Below are 17899 nucleotides of genomic sequence, written 5' to 3'. Positions count from 1 at the left end.
GCCATCGGCGACCGGGGATGGCTCGGGTCCGGCCGGTCAGTTCTTGGTAACCAGCTTGCACTGACTTTCGGAGAGTGGGCGGAACGCCACGTCGCCCGGGATGGTGCTGACGATTTTATAGAGGTCCCACTCGCCCTTGGATTCGGCCGGTGTCTTGACCTGTACCAGGTACATGTCGTGGACCATGCGGCCGTCCTCGCGGATGGTGCCGTTCTTGGCGAACATGTCATTGACCGGCGTCTTGGCCATCTGCGCGCGAACGGTTTCGGTGTCGTCGCTGCCGGTCTCTTTCACAGCGTTCAGGTAATGGGTGGTCGCCGAGTAGATGCCGGCATGAACCATGGTCGGCATGCTGCCCATGCGCTCTTCGTAGCGCTTAGCCCAGGCACGCGTTTCCTCGTTCATGTCCCAGTACCAGCCAGTCGTCAGCATCAGGCCCTGAGTCACTTCAAGCCCCATGGCGTGAATGTCGTTGAGGAACACCACCATGCCGGCCAGACGCTGCCCAGACTGAGTCACGCCGAATTCACTGGCGGTCTTCAGCGAGTTGACGGTGTCGGCGCCGGCGTTGGCCAGTGCGATCACATCGGCGCCAGAACCCTGTGCCTGCAGAATGTAGGACGAGAAATCGCTGCTCGGGAATGGATGGCGAACGGTGCCGACCACGCTGCCGCCCTCAGCCTCGACCACCTTCTTGATATCCGTCTCCATGGCATGGCCGAATGCGTAGTCAGCGGTGAGGATGAACCAGCTCTTGCCACCGTCCTTGAGCACGGCATTGGCGGTTCCGTTGGCCAGCGCGAAGGTGTCATACGTCCAGTGAATGTGGTTGGGCGAGCAGAACTCGTTGGTGATGCTCGATGCGGCGGCACCCGAGATCAAGGCAAGCTTGCCGCCCTGCTCCACCACCTTGCTGGCTGCCAGCACCACGGAGCTAGCCACCATGCCGGTGACCATGTCGACGTTGCGCTCATCGATCCACTGGCGCACGGTGTTGGCGCCCACGTCCGGCTTGTTCAAATCATCGGCGTTGAAGGTCACGATCTTCTTACCATCGACACTGCCGCCGAAATCCTCGATGGCCATTTTCAGCGCTTCGAGACCGCCCGGGCCGGACAGGTCACGGTAGGTGCCGGACATGTCGGCGAGATAGCCGATACGAATTTCGTCGTTGCTGATTTCCGCCTGGGCGGCGCCGGCGATCATGCTCGAAACCAGAACGGCAGCTGCAGTTTTCTTGATGATTTTCATAGTCACTCACTGTGATTGTTTTTGTTGTTTTGCCCTTTATTGATAAGCACGCCGGTGCGCACTTCAACCCGGCATGCCTTCCTGACAAAGAGGCCCGTCAGACCCCTAGACAGCTGTTCAAAAACTCCTTTTTCGAATCCAGTTCGGCGGCGCTTATTTCTTCGATGATCTGGCCATGCTCCATCACGTAGTGACGGTCCGCCAGGGGTGCCGCGAAGCGGAAGTTCTGCTCCACCAGAACGATGGTCAAGCCGCGCTTCTTCAACTTGATCAGCACCTCGCCAAGCTTCTGCACGATCACCGGTGCGAGGCCTTCGGTGATTTCATCGAGCAATAACAGATTGGCGCCGGTACGCAGGATGCGCGCCATGGCCAGCATCTGCTGTTCCCCGCCGGACAACCGCGTGCCTTGGCTGAAACGGCGCTCATAGAGGTTGGGGAACATTTCGTACAGCTCGTCCAGCCCCATGCCGCCGCTGCGAACCGTGGGTGGTAGCAGTAGGTTTTCCTCGACGCTCAGACTGGAAAAGATGCCCCGCTCTTCCGGGCAATAGCCGACGCCCAGCCGCGGAATCTGGTGGGCGGGTATGCCGATGGTTTCGTTGCCGTTGACCACGATCGAGCCGGTGCGGCGGCCGACCATGTTCATGATGGCGCGCAAGGTGGTGCTTCGTCCGGAGCCGTTACGCCCGAGCAACGTCACCAGCTCTCCCCGTCCGACTACCATGTCGACGCCATGAAGGATGTGGGACTCGCCATAGAACGCATGCAGGTCATCCAGCCGCAGCTGGTCGCGATCGGCCATGGGCGTCATGGATGCGCCTCCTCTACGGTGGCTTCGCTACCCATGTAAGCCTCGCGTACCTGTGGGTTGGCCGAAACGGTCTCGTAGTCGCCCTCGGCCAGCACGGCACCGCGAGCGAGCACCGTGATGCGGTCGCAGAGGCGGCTGACCACACTGAGGTTGTGCTCGACCATCAGCACCGTTCGGTTCGCCGCCGCTCGGCGGACCAGCGCAACGACCATATCGACATCCTCGCCGCCCATTCCCTGAGTGGGCTCATCGAGCAGCAGCACGACCGGGTCCAGGGCCAGCGTGGTTGCCAGTTCGAGGGCGCGCTTGCGACCGTAGGGCAGTTCGATGGCGAGCGTCTGGGCAAAGGATTGCAGGTCCACGTCAGCCAGCAGTTGCATGGCGCGCTCATCCAGATCGCGCAACGTTCGCTCGGATTTCCAGAAGTGGTACGAGTTGCCGAGCTTTTGCTGCAGCGCTACCCGCACGTTCTCCAGCACTGTCATATGGCCGAATACCGCTGAAATCTGAAACGAACGCACCAGTCCGAGCCGGGCGATTTCGTTGGCCTTCATGGCGGTGATGGATTTGCCGCGATAGAGAATGTCGCCGCGAGTGGGCTTCAGAAATTTGGTGAGGAGATTGAAGACGGTGGTCTTGCCGGCGCCGTTCGGGCCGATCAGCGCGTGGATGTGACCCTTCTGAACGCGAAGATCAACGGAATCCACTGCGGTGAAGCCGCGAAATTCCTTGGTTAAACCGCGCGTTTCCAGCACGAACTCTGGTGCCATGGAATGCCCTCTAACCCTGATTATTGTTGTTGGTTATGGCGCAGGTCGCTGGATGACCTTTACGTAAACGATAACAATCGTTTCGATCAGCAGGCAAGCTCCAATTTCAAACGATCGATTGATCGGAATGACCCGTTTTTTTGCCACGCCATGGGGCGAATCCCCATTGAAGGTAGCCGAAAAAAACCGGGCTACAACAGCCCGGTAAATCGATCAACGAGGAGGTATTTGAAACAAACGCTGCGCTGTTACCACAGCGCCATGGTGTAGCTCAGGATCAGCCGGGTTTCGTCTATATTGCTGCCGAAATTACTGCGTACGGTCGCGTTGCGCACTTTCAGGCCAAGGTTCTTCATCGGTCCGCTCTGAATCACATAGGCGATGTCAGTGTCGCGTTCCCATTCCTTGCCTTCGCTGGCACGGCCGACGACGTTGACGTTGTCACCGGTCACGTAGCGGGTCATCAGACTCAGACCGGGAATGCCCATGGCAGCGAAGTCATAGTCATAGCGAACCTGCCATGACTTCTCATCTTCGTTACCGAAGTCATTGATCTGCAGCAGATTGATCAGCGAGTTATCGCCGCCGCTGATGTAGGCGAAACCGGTATCGCCACTCATCTTCTGATAGCCGCCAGTGAAGCCATGGCCACCGATCTTGTAGGTGAAGAGCGCGCCGAAGGCGTTGTTGTCGACGTTGCTGCCGCCATCGTCGGTGGAGCGCACGTAGCGCAGATCGGTCTTGAAGCTCTGGTTATCACCGATCGGCAGCACGTGCACGACGTTGAAGTTGTGCTGGTCGTAGATGCCATCCAGCCCGCCGTAGTAGTAGCTGCCGGTCAGTTCTGGAGTGAACTGGTAACGGCCGCCAGCGAAGACGAATTCGTCGCTGGTCGCCGTGCTGCCCAATACGATATTTCTCGAACCGCCGTTGAACACCGCCATTTCTTCGTAATCCGAAGAGTCGCGGTAGCTGACGCGGTCGAGCATGCCCACGTCAACGGTCAGGCCTTCGAGTTCCTTGCTCTGCAACCAGGCGCCGCGGTAGATGTTGGGCAACAGGCGGCTGTCGTTGCGCATCACCACCGGAATGATCGGCTGCAGTGTCCCGACATGGACAGTCGTGTTGGACATCTTTGCTTTGGCTGTAAGGCCTGCCGTGCCGTAATCGTCCTGAGCGCGGTTAGGCGCCTCCCTGTCTCGCTGCAGAATTCCGGTACCCGTACGATCCGGGCTGGAGTCGAGTTTGACGCCAAGCAGACCGAGGGCATCGACACCAAAGCCGATCGGGCCTTCGGTGTAGCCGGACTCGAATTTCAGAATGAAGCCTTGGGCCCATTCCTCGGCCTTGGCCTGGGTGGACTCGCTGCCGCGAAAATCGCGGTTCATGTAAAAGTTGCGCAGCTCGATGGCCGCTTTGCTGTCGTCGAAAAACGCGGCTGATGCCGTCGTCGACATGCCCAACGCGGTGGCCGCCAGGCTACTGAAGACGAAGAAACGGCTTAGGGGTTTCAGTTGCATAGTCATCTCTCTTGTTATTGTCTTGGTTGATGCAGCTGTTACGACCGGCCTCGCTCCGACCGGTCGGGCTTTACCGCGTTGCGGTAAATCGATCGCTGCCGCTCAGCCTGCGGCAGCCCTGGGTACCCGACCCAGCAAATAGAATTCATCGTTAGGCGGCGTACGCGCCATCGACACCAGACGGTTGGAAAGGCCGAACAGCGCCGCAATCGAACCGATATCCCAGATGTCATCCAAAGTGAAGCCCAGTTCTTCCAGGCGCGCCTGCCAAATGTCGTCCAGCACGCCGCGCTGCGCAGCCAGATGCAGAGCAAAATCGAGCATCACCCGCTGACGCTCACTGATCGGCGCCGTGCGATAGTTGACCGCGATCTGGTCGGCGATCAGCGCGTCCTTGGCCAGAATGCGCAGGATCGCGCCATGGGCCACCACGCAATACAGGCAACCGTGATCGGCGCTCACGGCCACCACGATCATTTCCTTTTCCGCCTTGGTCAGGCTGTCGGACTCCCTTTCCATCAAAGCATCGTGATAGCTGAAGAACGCGCGTAATTCATCGGGGCGATGAGCCAACATCACGAAGACGTTGGGTACGAAGCCTGCTTTTTCCTGCACCGCCAGAATGCGCTCACGCACATCGGCAGGCAGCGCATCCAGGTCGTCGACCAGCGGAAAGCGACTGATTGCTTGAGTCATCGGCTAACTCCTTATCCGGACATGCAGCGGCTGGGCCTGCCAGCAATTCTTATTGTTCAGCGAGCCCGAGCTCGGCCACGCTTACTTCGCGCATGCGAAATTTCTGCACCTTGCCGCTGATGGTCATGGGGAAGTCATCGACGAACTTGAAGTGTCGTGGAGTCTTGAAATGCGCAATCTTGCCTTTGCAGAAATCACGCAGATCGTCGGAACTGGCTTCGTGCCCCGGATGCAGCTTGACCCAGGCGACGATCTCTTCGCCGTAGGTCTTGTCCGGCACCCCGATCACCTGAACGTCCGCGACGGCTGGATGAGTGAAGAGAAACTCCTCGACCTCGCGCGGATACACGTTCTCGCCGCCACGAATGATCATGTCCTTGTTGCGCCCGACGATCTTGAGATAGCCCTCGTCGTCCATGATTGCCAGGTCGCCGGTATGCATCCAACGCGCACCGTCGATGGCGCCAGCCGTCGCTTCGGGGTTGTTCCAGTAGCCCAGCATTACGCTGTAACCGCGGGTGCAAAGCTCGCCGATTTGTCCGCGCGGGACGATGCGGTTGTGCTCGTCTACCACCTTGCTCTCCAGGTGCGGCTGTGTGCGTCCGACGCTGGTGACACGGCGCTCCAGATCGTCGTCAGCAGCGGTCTGAGTCGATACCGGGCTGGTCTCGGTCATGCCGTAGGCGATCTGCATTTCATTGAGGTGCATATCGTCGATGACACGCTTCATCACTTCGATCGGGCAAGTGGAGCCGGCCATGATCCCGGTGCGCAGATGGCTCAGGTCCAGTGACTGACGCTCCGGATGGTCGAGCATGGCGATGAACATGGTCGGCACGCCATACATGCCCGTGGCTTTCTCTTCGGCGGCGGCTTGAAGGGCGGCGAGCGGTTCGAAGGCCGCGCTCGGGTAAATCATTGTGGTGCCGTGGGTCACGCAACCCAGGTTGCCCATCACCATGCCGAAGCAGTGATACAGCGGCACCGGGATCACCAGCCGGTCATGCTCGGTGAGTTTCAGGCTTTCACCGACCATGTAGCCGTTGTTGAGGATGTTGTAGTGGCTGAGCGTGGCACCCTTGGGGAAGCCCGTAGTGCCGGAAGTGTACTGGATGTTGATCGGATCGTCGAACTGCAGCTGCTCGCCGCATTGACGCAGCTGCTCGGGGCCGACGCCTTCGGCCATCTCCATCAGACCTTTCCACAGCAGCATGCCATCCACCGGTTTGTCGCACAGGCTGATCACGCCGCGCAGCTCCGGCAACATATGGCTTTGCAAGGCGCCCACCGCGGAGCGCTCGAGCTCCGGTAGAAGCTCATGGAGCATCGCGTGGTAGTCGGACGTCTTGAAAGCATCGGCGCAAATCAGCCAGCGGCAGCCGGATTGCTTGAGCGCGTATTCGAGTTCGTTGAGGCGATAGGCCGGGTTGATGTTCACCAGCACCACGCCCACTTTCGCCGTTGCGAACTGGGTGATGCACCACTGCGCGTTGTTCGGCGACCAGATGCCCAGCCGGTCCCCTGGCTGAAGGCCGAGCGCCAGCAAGCCGCGCGCACAGCGATCCACTTCTTCGGCCAACTGCGCCCAGGTGTAGCGCAGGTTCTGATGACGCACGACCAAGGCCTCACGGTCGGAGAACCGCTCGACTGTCCGGTCGAACGCCGCACCAATGGTCATTGCCAACAGGGGTTTGGTCTGCGGTCCGCAGGTATAGCTCGGAAGACTCATGTCGAAACTCCTCAGTCTTATGTTTGTTATGAGGCCTTGCATTCCCGGAGGCTGGAGTGTTGACAGTCATTCCGGGCATTGGTTACGTTAACGTAAAGGTAACAGCGTGACAACCCACCGCACCCTACCGCTAAAACAGGTGTCGGAATGCAGTAAGAGCGGGGCCGAACGTCGGGTGAATCCATTCCCCCCCGGCGCGCGGCACCATCGATCAGAACAATTACAAGACAGCAGGTGGCGACATGAATTATTCCGGACTCAACTTTGCCCTTGGTGAAACCGTCGACATGCTGCGCGATCAGGTACGCGGATTCGTTGCCGACGAAGTAGCGCCGCGCGCCGAGTCCATCGACCGTGACAACCTGTTCCCCAACGACATGTGGCGCAAGTTCGGCGACATGGGCTTGCTCGGTATCACCATAGACGAGGAATACGGCGGCGCTGGAATGGGTTATCTGGCGCACGTCATCGCGCTCGAGGAAATCAGCCGAGGTTCGGCCTCGGTGGGGCTGTCCTATGGCGCGCATTCCAACCTCTGCGTCAACCAGATCAACCGCAACGGCACCGCAGAGCAGAAGGCCCGATATCTGCCCAAGCTGGTCTCCGGCGAACACGTTGGCGCGCTGGCGATGAGCGAGCCAAACGCTGGGTCCGACGTGGTTTCGATGAAGCTGCGCGCCGATCGCAAAGGCGACCGCTTCGTGCTCAACGGCAGCAAGACCTGGATCACCAACGGCCCGGATGCCAACACCTACGTGATCTACGCCAAGACCGACCTGGAAAAGGGCCCGCACGGCATCACCGCCTTCATCGTCGAGCGCGACTGGAAGGGCTTTTCGCGCGGCAACAAGTTCGACAAGCTCGGCATGCGCGGCTCCAACACTTGCGAGCTGTTCTTCGACGACGTTGAAGTACCGGAAGAGAACGTACTGGGCGTCGAGAACGGCGGCGTCAAGGTGCTGATGAGCGGGCTGGACTACGAGCGTGTGGTACTCGCAGGTGGCCCGGTTGGGATCATGCAGGCCTGCCTCGACGTGGTGGTGCCCTACATCCACGACCGCAAGCAGTTTGGCCAGAGCATCGGCGAGTTCCAGTTCATCCAGGGCAAGGTCGCCGACATGTACACCCAGCTCAACGCCAGCCGCGCCTATCTATACACGGTGGCCCAGGCCTGCGACCGGGGCGAGACCACCCGCAAGGACGCCGCCGGCGTCATCCTCTACACCGCCGAAGCGGCGACGCAGATGGCCCTGCAGGCAATCCAGATTTTGGGCGGCAACGGCTACATCAACGAGTTCCCAACTGGCCGTTTGTTGCGCGACGCCAAGCTCTACGAGATCGGCGCCGGCACCAGCGAAATTCGCCGCATGCTGATTGGGCGCGAGCTGTTTAACGAAACCAAATAAGACAAAGCAGGTGAGGCGGAACGCGATATCGGTAGGGTGGGCTTCAGCCCACATTCCCCGGCACAGCGGTGGGCTGAAGCCCACCCTACGGGACTGAAGCCCACCCTACAGACTGCTTCCAGCTTCCGGCGTGTCAAGTATCGGAGACAATGAATGGCCGTCTTGCGTACCCAAATCAACACCCGCTCACCGGAGTTTGCGGCCAACAGCGCAGCCATGGCCGAGCAGGTGAACAACCTGCGCAGCCTGCTCATTCGCGTCAGCGAAGGCGGCGGCGAAAAGGCCCAGCAACGCCATGCCGCGCGCGGAAAACTGCTGGTGCGTGATCGCATCAACGCCCTCCTCGACCCAGGTTCGGCCTTTCTCGAGGTCGCGCCTTTGGCTGCTTATGAGGTGTACGGTGAAGACGTCGCCGCCGCTGGCGTGGTCGCCGGCATTGGCCGGGTCGAAGGCGTCGAATGCATGATCATTGCCAACGACGCGACAGTAAAAGGCGGCAGCTACTACCCGCTCACCGTAAAAAAGCACCTACGCGCCCAGACCATCGCCCAGCAGAATCGCCTGCCATGCATCTACCTGGTCGATTCCGGCGGTGCCAACCTGCCGCGTCAGGACGAGGTCTTCCCCGACCGAGAACACTTCGGCCGCATCTTCTTCAACCAAGCCAACATGAGCGCCATGGGCATCCCGCAGCTCGCGGTGGTGATGGGCTCCTGCACTGCAGGCGGCGCGTACGTGCCGGCAATGGCCGATGAAACCATCATGGTGCGCAACCAGGCGACCATCTTCTTGGCCGGCCCGCCGCTGGTGAAAGCCGCCACCGGCGAAGTGGTGACCGCCGAGGACCTGGGCGGCGCAGATGTGCACTGCAAGATCTCCGGCGTGGCCGACCATTACGCCGAAAGCGACGAGCACGCGCTGGCCATTGCGCGTCGCTGCGTGGCGAACCTCAACTGGCGGAAGCTCGGCACAGTCCAGCCCCATCAGCCGCGAGCGCCACTGTATGCCGCGGACGAGCTCTACGGTGTGATTCCAGCCCAAGCCAAGCAGCCCTACGATGTGCGCGAGGTGATCGCGCGACTTGTCGACGGCAGCGAATTCGATGAGTTCAAGGCACTGTTCGGCACCACGCTGGTCTGCGGCTTCGCCACGTTGCACGGCTACCCGATCGCGATCCTGGCGAACAACGGCATCCTCTTCGCCGAGGCCGCGCAGAAAGGTGCGCACTTCATCGAACTGGCCTGCCAGCGCGGCATTCCGCTGTTGTTCCTGCAGAACATCACCGGCTTTATGGTCGGGCAGAAGTACGAAACCGGTGGCATCGCCAAGCACGGCGCCAAGCTGGTCACTGCTGTGGCCTGCGCCCAAGTGCCGAAATTCACCGTCGTCATCGGCGGTAGCTTTGGCGCCGGCAACTACGGCATGTGCGGGCGCGCCTACGATCCGCGTTTCCTGTGGATGTGGCCCAACGCGCGCATCGGCGTGATGGGCGGCGAACAGGCTGCCGGCGTGCTGGTGCAGGTCAAGCGCGAGCAAGCCGAGCGCAGCGGGCAAACGTTCTCCGATGAGGAAGAAACGCAGCTCAAGCAGCCGATCCTCGAACAGTACGAGCGTCAGGGCCATCCCTACTATTCCAGTGCGCGGTTGTGGGATGACGGCGTCATCGATCCGGCGCAGACCCGCGACCTGTTGGGCCTGGCAATTTCGGCCAGTCTCAATGCACCGATCGAGCCGACCCGCTTTGGCGTGTTCCGCATGTAGAAAAAAGCTGATAACGACGCTGGAGGCGTGACGTCCCGCCTCCAGCAAAGGGCCGTAGGCCTTCGCTGCAGGAACCTGATATGAACACGTCCTCCTTTCAAACCATTGAACTCGAATACTCAGCCAAGGGTTTCGCCACCCTCTGGCTCGACCGCCCGGAAAAGAACAACGCCTTCAATGCCGAGATGATCCGCGAGCTGGTGCTGGCCATCGATCAGGTGCAGGCGAACAAGGACCTGCGCTTCCTGCTATTGCGTGGTCGCGGCAAGCACTTCTCGGCCGGCGCCGATCTCGCCTGGATGCAACAGTCGGCCAAACTGGATTTCGAGGCCAACCTCACCGACGCCCGCGAGCTGGCCGAACTGATGTACAGCCTCTACCACCTCAAACTGCCGACGCTGGCGGTGGTGCAAGGCGCAGCCTTTGGCGGCGCAGTCGGGTTGATCGCCTGCTGCGACATGGCCATCGGCGCTCACGACGCGCAGCTGTCGCTTTCGGAGGTGCGCATCGGCCTAGCACCAGCGGTGATCAGCCCCTTCGTGGTCAAGGCCATCGGCGAACGCGCCACGCGCCGTTATGCCATGACCGGAGAGCGTTTCAGCGGCGAACGCGCATGCGAGCTCGGTTTGTTGTCCGAAACCTATGCCACGGCCGAACTGGACGATGGTCTTGATAGCTGGATCGACAATCTGCTGCTCAATAGCCCACAGGCCATGCGCGCCAGCAAGGACCTGATGCGTGAAGCCAGCAGCGCTTCGTTGAGTCCGGCGCTGCGCCGTTACACCGAAAACGCCATTGCGCGCATCCGCGTAAGTCCCGAGGGCCAGGAAGGACTGAACGCCTTTCTGGAAAAGCGCAAACCGGCCTGGTTGGGGGACGCTTGATGTCGGTGCTCGTCTGGGACTCCGCCCCCTCTCCCCAAGGGGGCGAGGGGGTTGTTTCGCGTAGCGCTTGGACCGCGACGTCGGCCCAAGCTCAAGCTAGCAACGATGGCAGCGCTGCGCCGTCACACCGAGCCCGCCTTTGGCCATTAACCAGACGCGCGAACAGCTGTCACACCACACCATTGCTCCGCCTCACTCCGTCATCCCCTCGCCCCTTTGGGGAGAGGGCTAGGGTGAGGGGAAACATATTCAAGGCCACGCAGGAGCCACAACAATGATTACCACCCTCCTGGTCGCCAACCGCGGCGAGATCGCCTGCCGCGTGATGCGCACCGCCAAGGCCATGGGCCTGACCACCGTTGCCGTGCACAGCGCCATCGACCGTGACGCGCGGCATGCTCGCGAAGCCGACATCCGCATCGACCTCGGCGGCGCCAAGCCGGCGGAAAGCTACCTGCAGATCGAAAAACTGATCGCCGCCGCCAAGGCCAGCGGTGCCCAGGCGATTCACCCCGGCTATGGCTTCCTGTCCGAAAACGCCGATTTCGCCCGCGCCATCGAAGACGCTGGCTTGGTTTTCCTCGGCCCGCCCGCCTCCGCCATCGACGCCATGGGCAGCAAATCCGCCGCGAAGGCGCTGATGGAAAAAGCCGGTGTGCCGCTGGTGCCCGGCTATCACGGCGAAGCCCAAGATGTGGAAACCTTCCGTGTCGCTGCGCAGAAGATCGGTTATCCAGTCCTGCTCAAGGCCACCGCAGGCGGCGGCGGTAAAGGAATGAAGGTCGTCGAGCGTGAAGCGGATCTCGCCGAAGCGCTGCAATCGGCCCAGCGTGAAGCCCAGTCCTCGTTCGGCGATTCGCGGATGCTGGTCGAGAAATACGTGCTCAAGCCGCGCCATGTGGAGATCCAGGTATTCGCCGATCAGCACGGCAACTGCCTGTATCTCAACGAGCGCGACTGTTCGATCCAGCGCCGCCACCAGAAAGTCGTCGAGGAAGCGCCAGCACCGGGCCTGTCTCCAGAGCTGCGTCGAGCCATGGGCGAAGCGGCGGTCAAGGCTGCGCAGGCCATCGGCTATGTCGGTGCCGGCACGGTTGAGTTTCTGCTCGACGCCCGTGGCGAATTCTTCTTCATGGAGATGAATACCCGCCTACAGGTCGAACATCCTGTCACCGAAGCCATTACCGGTCTCGATCTGGTCGCCTGGCAAATCCGCGTCGCCCGTGGCGAACCGCTGCCGATCAGCCAGGATCAGGTACCGCTCAACGGCCACGCCATCGAAGTGCGACTGTATGCCGAAGACCCGGATAACGACTTCCTGCCCGCTACCGGGACGCTCAATCTGTACCGCGAATCTGCCGCCGGTCCGGGTCGTCGCGTCGACAGCGGCGTGGCCGAAGGCGATACGGTTTCACCGTTCTACGACCCAATGCTCGGCAAGCTGATCGCCTGGGGTGAAAACCGCGAAGAGGCTCGTCTGCGCCTGTTGGCCATGCTGAATGAGACCTACGTAGGCGGCGTGCGCACCAACCTCGCCTTCCTGCGTCGTGTCATCGGTCATCCCGCGTTCGCGGCGGCTGAGCTGGACACCGGCTTCATCCCTCGTCACGAAGCGGAGCTGATGCGCAAACCCGGTGAGTTACCCGATGAATTCTGGCGGCTGGCCGGTGAACGCTTCGTGCAGACCGAACCGGCTCGGGTCCGGAGCGACGACGCCCATTCGCCTTGGGCCAGCCGCGACGGCCTGCGCTTCGGTATGCCGACGCAAATTGGTGTGCACCTGATGTGCAACGGCGAAAGCCGGCTGGTAAAGGTAGACGCAGCCTCACGTAGGGGCGACGGGAAGGTCTCAGTCCTTGCTCGCGAATCCGAGCGCGCGGCATCCACCGGAGAAGGGTTCGCGAGCAAGCTCGCTCCTACACAAGCCCTGCGTCAGCCAAAAGCCATCCGCCAGGGCAGCACGCTCTATCTGGAATGGAACGGCGAACTGCAAGCCGTCACCGCCTTCGACCCCATTGCCGAAGCAGAGGCCAGCCACCAACATCACGGCGGCCTTACTGCGCCCATGAACGGCAGTATCGTGCGCGTGCTGGTCGAGCCCGGCCAGAACGTCGAGGCTGGCACCGCACTGATCGTGCTGGAAGCGATGAAAATGGAGCACAGCATCAGAAGCCAGCAGGCCGGTGTGGTCAAAAGCCTGTTCTGCGCCGAAGGCGATATGGTCAACGAAGGCGCGGTATTGCTGGAGATGGAGGAAGCCTGACGTGTTCGGATTGGTGGGCTGGACGGAACGCCGCCCGGCCCACCCTCATAGCGGTGACACGGCACGTATTGCCCGGCAATTGGTGGGCTAAAGCCCACCCTACGGAAAACAGCACCGTAGAGTGGTAACGAAAGTATTCCGCTTGGGTCCACCGGACGCGTAGGGTGGGCCGGGCGGCGTTCCGCTTCAGCCCACCAGAAACTAATAAGACGCTACGTCGCCACTGGAGCCTCTATGAACCTGCCCAAACACGTCCGCCTGGTCGAAGTCGGCCCGCGCGATGGGCTGCAGAACGAAAAGCAGCCGATCAGCGTCACCGACAAGGTGCGGCTGGTGGACGACCTCAGTGCCGCCGGCCTGAAATACATCGAGGTCGGCAGCTTCGTGTCGCCCAAGTGGGTACCGCAGATGGCCGGCTCGGCCGATGTCTTCGCGCAGATCAGGCAGAAGCCCGGCGTGACCTATGCGGCCCTGACGCCGAACCTTAAAGGCCTCGAAGCGGCCATCGAAGCCGGTGTCCGCGAAGTCGCGGTGTTCGGTGCCGCGTCCGAAGCGTTCTCGCAGAAGAACATCAACTGCTCCATCGAGGAAAGCCTGGCGCGCTTCGCTCCGCTGATGGAAGCGGCACGTGAGAATGGCATTCAGGTACGCGGCTATGTGTCCTGCGTGCTGGGTTGCCCCTACGAAGGCGAGATCGATCCGAAGCGCGTCGCCCACGTGGCGCGCGAATTGTTCGCCATGGGCTGCTACGAGGTTTCGCTGGGCGACACCATCGGCACCGGCACGCCGGGCAAAACCCGTCAGCTGATCGACGCCGTCAGCCGCGAAGTACCACGCGACAAGCTCGCCGGGCATTTCCACGATACCTACGGCCAGGCGCTGGCTAATATCTATGCCAGTCTGCTAGAGGGCGTTTGCGTGTTCGACAGCTCGGTCGCCGGGCTCGGCGGTTGCCCCTACGCCAAGGGCGCCAGCGGCAACGTGGCCAGCGAAGATGTGCTTTACATGCTCAATGGGCTGGGCATCGAGACGGGTATCGATCTGGACGCGCTGGTCGCTGCAGGGCAACGCATCAGCGATCTGTTAGAGCGGCCCAACGGCTCGCGGGTCGGGCGGGCTCGCAGCGGCGCCTGACGCCGCACTTTTTTTGTAGGAGGCGCGCCCTCGCGGCGATGCGGACCGCAGGTCCGCCTGAAGCAGAATAGCTTCGCCCCGAGGTCGGGCCTCCCACAAAAGCGGCACCTGTAACACCCGGCGCCACAGGTCAGCACAACAAGAGAGGCACGCTATGAACAAGCTCTACCCTAGCGCCCAGCAGGCCCTCGACGGCCTGATCGAGGACGGCATGACCCTCGCCGTGGGCGGCTTCGGGCTGTGTGGCATTCCCGAAGCGCTGATCGAAGCGCTGCGCGACACCGGCAAAAAAGACCTCACGGTGATCAGCAATAACGCCGGCGTGGACGGTTTCGGCCTCGGCGTACTGCTGGAAACGCGCCAGGTGCGCAAGATGATTTCCTCCTACGTGGGCGAGAACAAAGAGTTCGAGCGCCAGTACCTGGCGGGCGAACTGGAACTCGAATTCACCCCGCAGGGCACGCTGGCCGAGAAGTTGCGCGCCGGGGGCTCCGGCATTCCCGCGTTCTACACCCGCACCGGCTACGGCACGCTGATCGCCGAAGGCAAGGAAACGCGTCAGTTCAACGGCGAGTGGTACGTGATGGAAGAATCGCTGACCGCCGACATCGCGCTGGTCAAGGCATACAAAGCCGACAAGGCCGGCAATCTCGTCTTCAACAAGACCGCGCGCAACTTCAACCCGCTCGCAGCCATGGCCGGCAAGGTTTGCGTGGCAGAAGTCGACGAGCTAGTCGAGACCGGCGAACTGGATCCCGATCAGATCCACCTGCCGGGCATCTACGTACAGCGCATCATCCACAACCCGAACGCCGAGAAGCGCATCGAAAAACGCACGGTGAGGAGCTGATCATGGCCTGGACACGCGAACAGATGGCGCAGCGCGCCGCGCAGGAATTGCAGGACGGCTTCTACGTCAACCTCGGCATCGGCCTGCCAACCCTTGTCGCTAACTACATTCCGGACGGTATGGACGTCTGGCTGCAGAGCGAGAATGGCCTGCTCGGCATCGGCCCCTTCCCTACCGAGGAAGAAATCGATCCGGACCTGATCAACGCCGGCAAGCAGACCGTCACCGCCTTGCCCGGCAGCGCCTTTTTCGACAATGCCATGAGCTTCGGCATGATCCGCGGCGGTCATATCAATCTGGCAATTCTCGGCGCCATGCAGGTCTCGGAGAAGGGCGATCTGGCCAACTGGATGATTCCCGGCAAGATGGTCAAAGGCATGGGCGGCGCGATGGACCTGGTGGCCGGCGTCAAGCGCGTGGTGGTGCTGATGGAGCACACGGCCAAGAGCGCGCACAAGATCATCGAGCAGTGCGACTTGCCGCTGACCGGCGTTGGCGTGGTCGACCGGATCATTACCGACCTCGGCGTGCTGGACATCACCGAGCAAGGCCTGAAGCTCGTGGAGCTGGCCGATGGCGTGAGCTTCGAGCAGATGCGGGACGCGACCGGCTGCACGATCCATCGATGAGCCGAACGCGCGGTAGCCATGCGCCACTGTGCACGGTTTACGCCGGCGTGTAGCCTTGCCGGCACCTGAAGAACGATACGCCGGCTCATCTCGAGCCGATGACCCGCAAGATTGGACACCTATGGCAAAGCAGACCTACAGCATTTCCGACCTGGCCAACGAGCTGGATATCACCACTCGCGCCATTCGCTTCTACGAAGAACAGGGCATGCTCTCGCCCACTCGCCGTGGTCAGGAGCGTATCTACAGCCCCAAGGACCGTGTGGCCCTGAAGCTGATCCTGCGTGGCAAACGCATCGGCTTTTCTCTCGCTGAATGCAAGACCTTGATCGAACTCTACGATCCCAAGGCCGGCAACCAGAAACAGCTGAACATCATGCTCGGCATGATCACCGAACGCCGCCAGCAGCTCGAACAACAGCAGCTGGACATTCAACAGATGCAGCTGGAGCTCGATACGGCCGAGGAACGCTGCCTCAGCGCGCTGAAAGCCACCCTCGGTAAGGAAGCGATCTAACACGCACTGCCCAGGTCGGGTGAAAACGACTGCGCTCGGCCAGGCTGCGTTAAAAACAGGCTCAGTCGCGTCCGATCAAGGCTCATTTACAGCGGGAAACTCCGCTTTGTCGCCTGTTTTTGCCTTGCCTGAATCTTGCTCGCTAGGTTCTCACTCGACCTGTGCCGTCCGCATTTCGTGCTGCTCTCTGAGGTGAAATCGTCCCTCCGCTCCTACGATGCAGCGACGGACAGGCGCGTTCTTCAAACGCCTCGCCGCCCCGCCAGTCCAGCCAAGTGGACACTCGTCCAGCATCATGGACACTCAATGTCGCCCTCCCTCCAGCTGTCCAGCGAGCTGGACACCGGTTCGCTTACGCCTTAGGCTCGACCGCTCTAGAACGGTCTTTCCAGCGTTTTCTGAAAGTCAGGCACAGAACCTGCTAATACATCTGCGCTACACACCAGAACAGCTAGCGAACGGGTGATCGGCAGTCGCGCGCCCCGCTCCGGTTAAGCGGCAACCGCTGCCAGGCCACAGCCTTCTGGTTACGAAAACAACAAAAACAAGGAACCTGAACATGTCAGCAAAGAAAAAACTGTCCCGTCTCGCCTGTGCCATCGGTGCAACCACCCTTCTCAGCGCCAGCCTGCTCAGCGGCAACGCAATGGCCACCGAGAAAATTCGCTGGCAGGTACCGCTTGCGTTCCCATCTCATCTCATTGGCTTGACTACACCGGTCAAACACCTTTCCGAGTCGCTCAAAGCGATTTCGGGCGGCGACATCCAACTGCGCTACTACGAGCCCGGCGAGCTGGTACCGCCCTTCGAAATCATGGATGCGGTAAGCAACGGCAAGTATCCGGCCGGCTACACCTGGATCGGTTACGACCAGGGCACAATCCCAGCGCTGCCACTGTATTCCGGTGCTCCGTTCAACATGGAGCCGCCGGCCTACATTGCCTGGTACTACGAGGGCGACGGTAAGAAGCTGCTCGAGGAGATCTACGCTGAGCGCAACATCCACCCGATGCTGTGCAGCATCATCGGCCCGGAAGGCGCCGGCTGGTTCGCCAAGCCCATCGAGAAGCTGGAAGACATCGACGGGCTGCGCATCCGCTTCGCCGGCATCGGCGGCAAGGTGCTCGAAAAGCTCGGCGCCTCGGTGACCATGGTGCCGGGCGGTGAGATTTACCAGGCGTTGGAGCGCAAGACCATCGACGCTACCGAGTTTTCGCAGCCGGCGGTGGACAAGATGCTGGGCCTCGACCAGATCATCAAGAACTACATCATGCCGGGCTGGCACCAGACGCTGACCACGTCGCACCTGCTGGTGAACAAGGGCGTCTGGGACAAGCTCGAGCCGCAAAGCCGCGCACTGATCGAAATGGGCTGCGAATCCGCCACGCTCAAGGGCTTTGCCGAAAGCGAATGGGCTCAGCCGACCGCCCTGCGTGACTACGAGAAGCAAGGCGTGAAGGCGCAGGTACTGCCCGAAGAAGTGCTGCGTGAGCTCGAGCGCGTCACCAACGAGGTGCTCGACGAAATGGCTGCGGAGAACGAAATGTTCAAGCGCGTCCTGACCAGCCAGCGCGAATTCATGGAGCACCACTCCATCTGGCACGGCAAGGGCTACCTGCCGCGCGATTACTACAAGTACGAGTAACCGCACGAGTCGAGGGGCGCAGCGCAGCTG

At 61.2% G+C, this 17899-nt stretch carries 15 protein-coding genes; 9 read left to right on the top strand and 6 right to left on the bottom strand.

Annotation, left to right across the window (positions count from 1 at the left end; all coding sequences use genetic code 11):
• Positions 1-36: 36 nt before the first annotated feature.
• The 6 genes from E0D86_RS03790 to E0D86_RS03765 all read right to left on the bottom strand — a co-directional run bounded on the left by E0D86_RS03790 (position 37) and on the right by E0D86_RS03765 (position 6780).
• Complete coding sequence (locus E0D86_RS03790) at positions 37-1251, bottom strand: ABC transporter substrate-binding protein (RefSeq protein ID WP_131648620.1); 1215 nt, start codon at positions 1249-1251, stop codon at positions 37-39.
• 97 nt (positions 1252-1348) lie between these two features.
• On the bottom strand, positions 1349-2065 hold the full coding sequence (locus E0D86_RS03785) for an ABC transporter ATP-binding protein (protein WP_131648619.1): 717 nt from the start codon (positions 2063-2065) through the stop codon (positions 1349-1351).
• Complete coding sequence (locus E0D86_RS03780; RefSeq protein WP_131648618.1) at positions 2062-2835, bottom strand: ABC transporter ATP-binding protein; 774 nt, start codon at positions 2833-2835, stop codon at positions 2062-2064. Before E0D86_RS03780 ends, E0D86_RS03785 begins: the two co-directional genes overlap by 4 nt.
• 248 nt (positions 2836-3083) lie before the next feature.
• Positions 3084-4355: an OprD family porin gene (locus E0D86_RS03775; protein WP_131648617.1), complete on the bottom strand. Its 1272-nt coding sequence runs from the start codon at positions 4353-4355 to the stop codon at positions 3084-3086.
• Positions 4356-4457: 102 nt separating this feature from the next.
• The gene (locus E0D86_RS03770; protein WP_131648616.1) at positions 4458-5051 is read right to left on the bottom strand and encodes a peroxidase-related enzyme; all 594 of its coding nucleotides are present in this window, start codon (positions 5049-5051) and stop codon (positions 4458-4460) included.
• 49 nt (positions 5052-5100) lie between these two features.
• Positions 5101-6780 (bottom strand): AMP-binding protein, encoded by a 1680-nt coding sequence (locus E0D86_RS03765; RefSeq protein WP_131648615.1) that lies wholly within the window; start codon positions 6778-6780, stop codon positions 5101-5103.
• A 242-nt stretch (positions 6781-7022) separates the two neighbouring features.
• On the opposite strand from E0D86_RS03765, the gene E0D86_RS03760 reads away from it, so the two are divergent.
• From E0D86_RS03760 to E0D86_RS03720, 9 genes are all read left to right on the top strand, one after another.
• Entirely contained in the window at positions 7023-8186 is a 1164-nt protein-coding gene (locus E0D86_RS03760) for an isovaleryl-CoA dehydrogenase (protein WP_131648614.1), read from the top strand.
• A 153-nt stretch (positions 8187-8339) separates the two neighbouring features.
• On the top strand, positions 8340-9947 hold the full coding sequence (locus E0D86_RS03755; protein WP_131648613.1) for a carboxyl transferase domain-containing protein: 1608 nt from the start codon (positions 8340-8342) through the stop codon (positions 9945-9947).
• A gap of 80 nt (positions 9948-10027) precedes the next feature.
• Positions 10028-10831, top strand: coding sequence for a gamma-carboxygeranoyl-CoA hydratase (locus E0D86_RS03750; RefSeq protein ID WP_131648612.1), 804 nt, complete (start codon positions 10028-10030; stop codon positions 10829-10831).
• 274 nt (positions 10832-11105) lie between these two features.
• Positions 11106-13094, top strand: coding sequence for an acetyl/propionyl/methylcrotonyl-CoA carboxylase subunit alpha (locus E0D86_RS03745; protein WP_131648611.1), 1989 nt, complete (start codon positions 11106-11108; stop codon positions 13092-13094).
• Positions 13095-13328: 234 nt separating this feature from the next.
• Positions 13329-14228, top strand: coding sequence for a hydroxymethylglutaryl-CoA lyase (locus E0D86_RS03740; protein WP_131648610.1), 900 nt, complete (start codon positions 13329-13331; stop codon positions 14226-14228).
• 154 nt (positions 14229-14382) lie between these two features.
• Positions 14383-15078: a CoA transferase subunit A gene (locus tag E0D86_RS03735; protein WP_131648609.1), complete on the top strand. Its 696-nt coding sequence runs from the start codon at positions 14383-14385 to the stop codon at positions 15076-15078.
• Positions 15079-15080: 2 nt separating this feature from the next.
• Positions 15081-15707, top strand: a complete 627-nt coding sequence (locus tag E0D86_RS03730; RefSeq protein ID WP_131648608.1) for a CoA transferase subunit B — start codon at positions 15081-15083, stop codon at positions 15705-15707.
• Between the two features lie 121 nt (positions 15708-15828).
• A complete protein-coding gene (locus E0D86_RS03725; RefSeq protein WP_131648607.1) occupies positions 15829-16224 on the top strand; it encodes a MerR family DNA-binding transcriptional regulator in 396 nt (131 codons plus the stop codon).
• 559 nt (positions 16225-16783) lie between these two features.
• Complete coding sequence (locus tag E0D86_RS03720) at positions 16784-17869, top strand: TRAP transporter substrate-binding protein (protein WP_131648606.1); 1086 nt, start codon at positions 16784-16786, stop codon at positions 17867-17869.
• The last annotated feature ends 30 nt before the right edge of the window (positions 17870-17899 follow it).

The organism is Pseudomonas sp. IC_126, from assembly GCF_004331835.1.
Classification (GTDB): Bacteria; Pseudomonadota; Gammaproteobacteria; order Pseudomonadales; family Pseudomonadaceae; genus Stutzerimonas.
This window is presented reverse-complemented; position numbering and strand designations above follow the sequence as displayed.

Bases quoted from the DNA above. Each gene is read 5' to 3' on its own strand.
- E0D86_RS03790 (WP_131648620.1), bottom strand. From the start codon at position 1,251: ATGAAAATCATCAAGAAAACTGCAGCTGCCGTTCTGGTTTCGAGCATG.
- E0D86_RS03785 (WP_131648619.1), bottom strand. From the start codon at position 2,065: ATGACGCCCATGGCCGATCGCGACCAGCTGCGGCTGGATGACCTGCAT.
- E0D86_RS03780 (WP_131648618.1), bottom strand. From the start codon at position 2,835: ATGGCACCAGAGTTCGTGCTGGAAACGCGCGGTTTAACCAAGGAATTT.
- E0D86_RS03775 (WP_131648617.1), bottom strand. From the start codon at position 4,355: ATGCAACTGAAACCCCTAAGCCGTTTCTTCGTCTTCAGTAGCCTGGCG.
- E0D86_RS03770 (WP_131648616.1), bottom strand. From the start codon at position 5,051: ATGACTCAAGCAATCAGTCGCTTTCCGCTGGTCGACGACCTGGATGCG.
- E0D86_RS03765 (WP_131648615.1), bottom strand. From the start codon at position 6,780: ATGAGTCTTCCGAGCTATACCTGCGGACCGCAGACCAAACCCCTGTTG.
- E0D86_RS03760 (WP_131648614.1), top strand. From the start codon at position 7,023: ATGAATTATTCCGGACTCAACTTTGCCCTTGGTGAAACCGTCGACATG.
- E0D86_RS03755 (WP_131648613.1), top strand. From the start codon at position 8,340: ATGGCCGTCTTGCGTACCCAAATCAACACCCGCTCACCGGAGTTTGCG.
- E0D86_RS03750 (WP_131648612.1), top strand. From the start codon at position 10,028: ATGAACACGTCCTCCTTTCAAACCATTGAACTCGAATACTCAGCCAAG.
- E0D86_RS03745 (WP_131648611.1), top strand. From the start codon at position 11,106: ATGATTACCACCCTCCTGGTCGCCAACCGCGGCGAGATCGCCTGCCGC.
- E0D86_RS03740 (WP_131648610.1), top strand. From the start codon at position 13,329: ATGAACCTGCCCAAACACGTCCGCCTGGTCGAAGTCGGCCCGCGCGAT.
- E0D86_RS03735 (WP_131648609.1), top strand. From the start codon at position 14,383: ATGAACAAGCTCTACCCTAGCGCCCAGCAGGCCCTCGACGGCCTGATC.
- E0D86_RS03730 (WP_131648608.1), top strand. From the start codon at position 15,081: ATGGCCTGGACACGCGAACAGATGGCGCAGCGCGCCGCGCAGGAATTG.
- E0D86_RS03725 (WP_131648607.1), top strand. From the start codon at position 15,829: ATGGCAAAGCAGACCTACAGCATTTCCGACCTGGCCAACGAGCTGGAT.
- E0D86_RS03720 (WP_131648606.1), top strand. From the start codon at position 16,784: ATGTCAGCAAAGAAAAAACTGTCCCGTCTCGCCTGTGCCATCGGTGCA.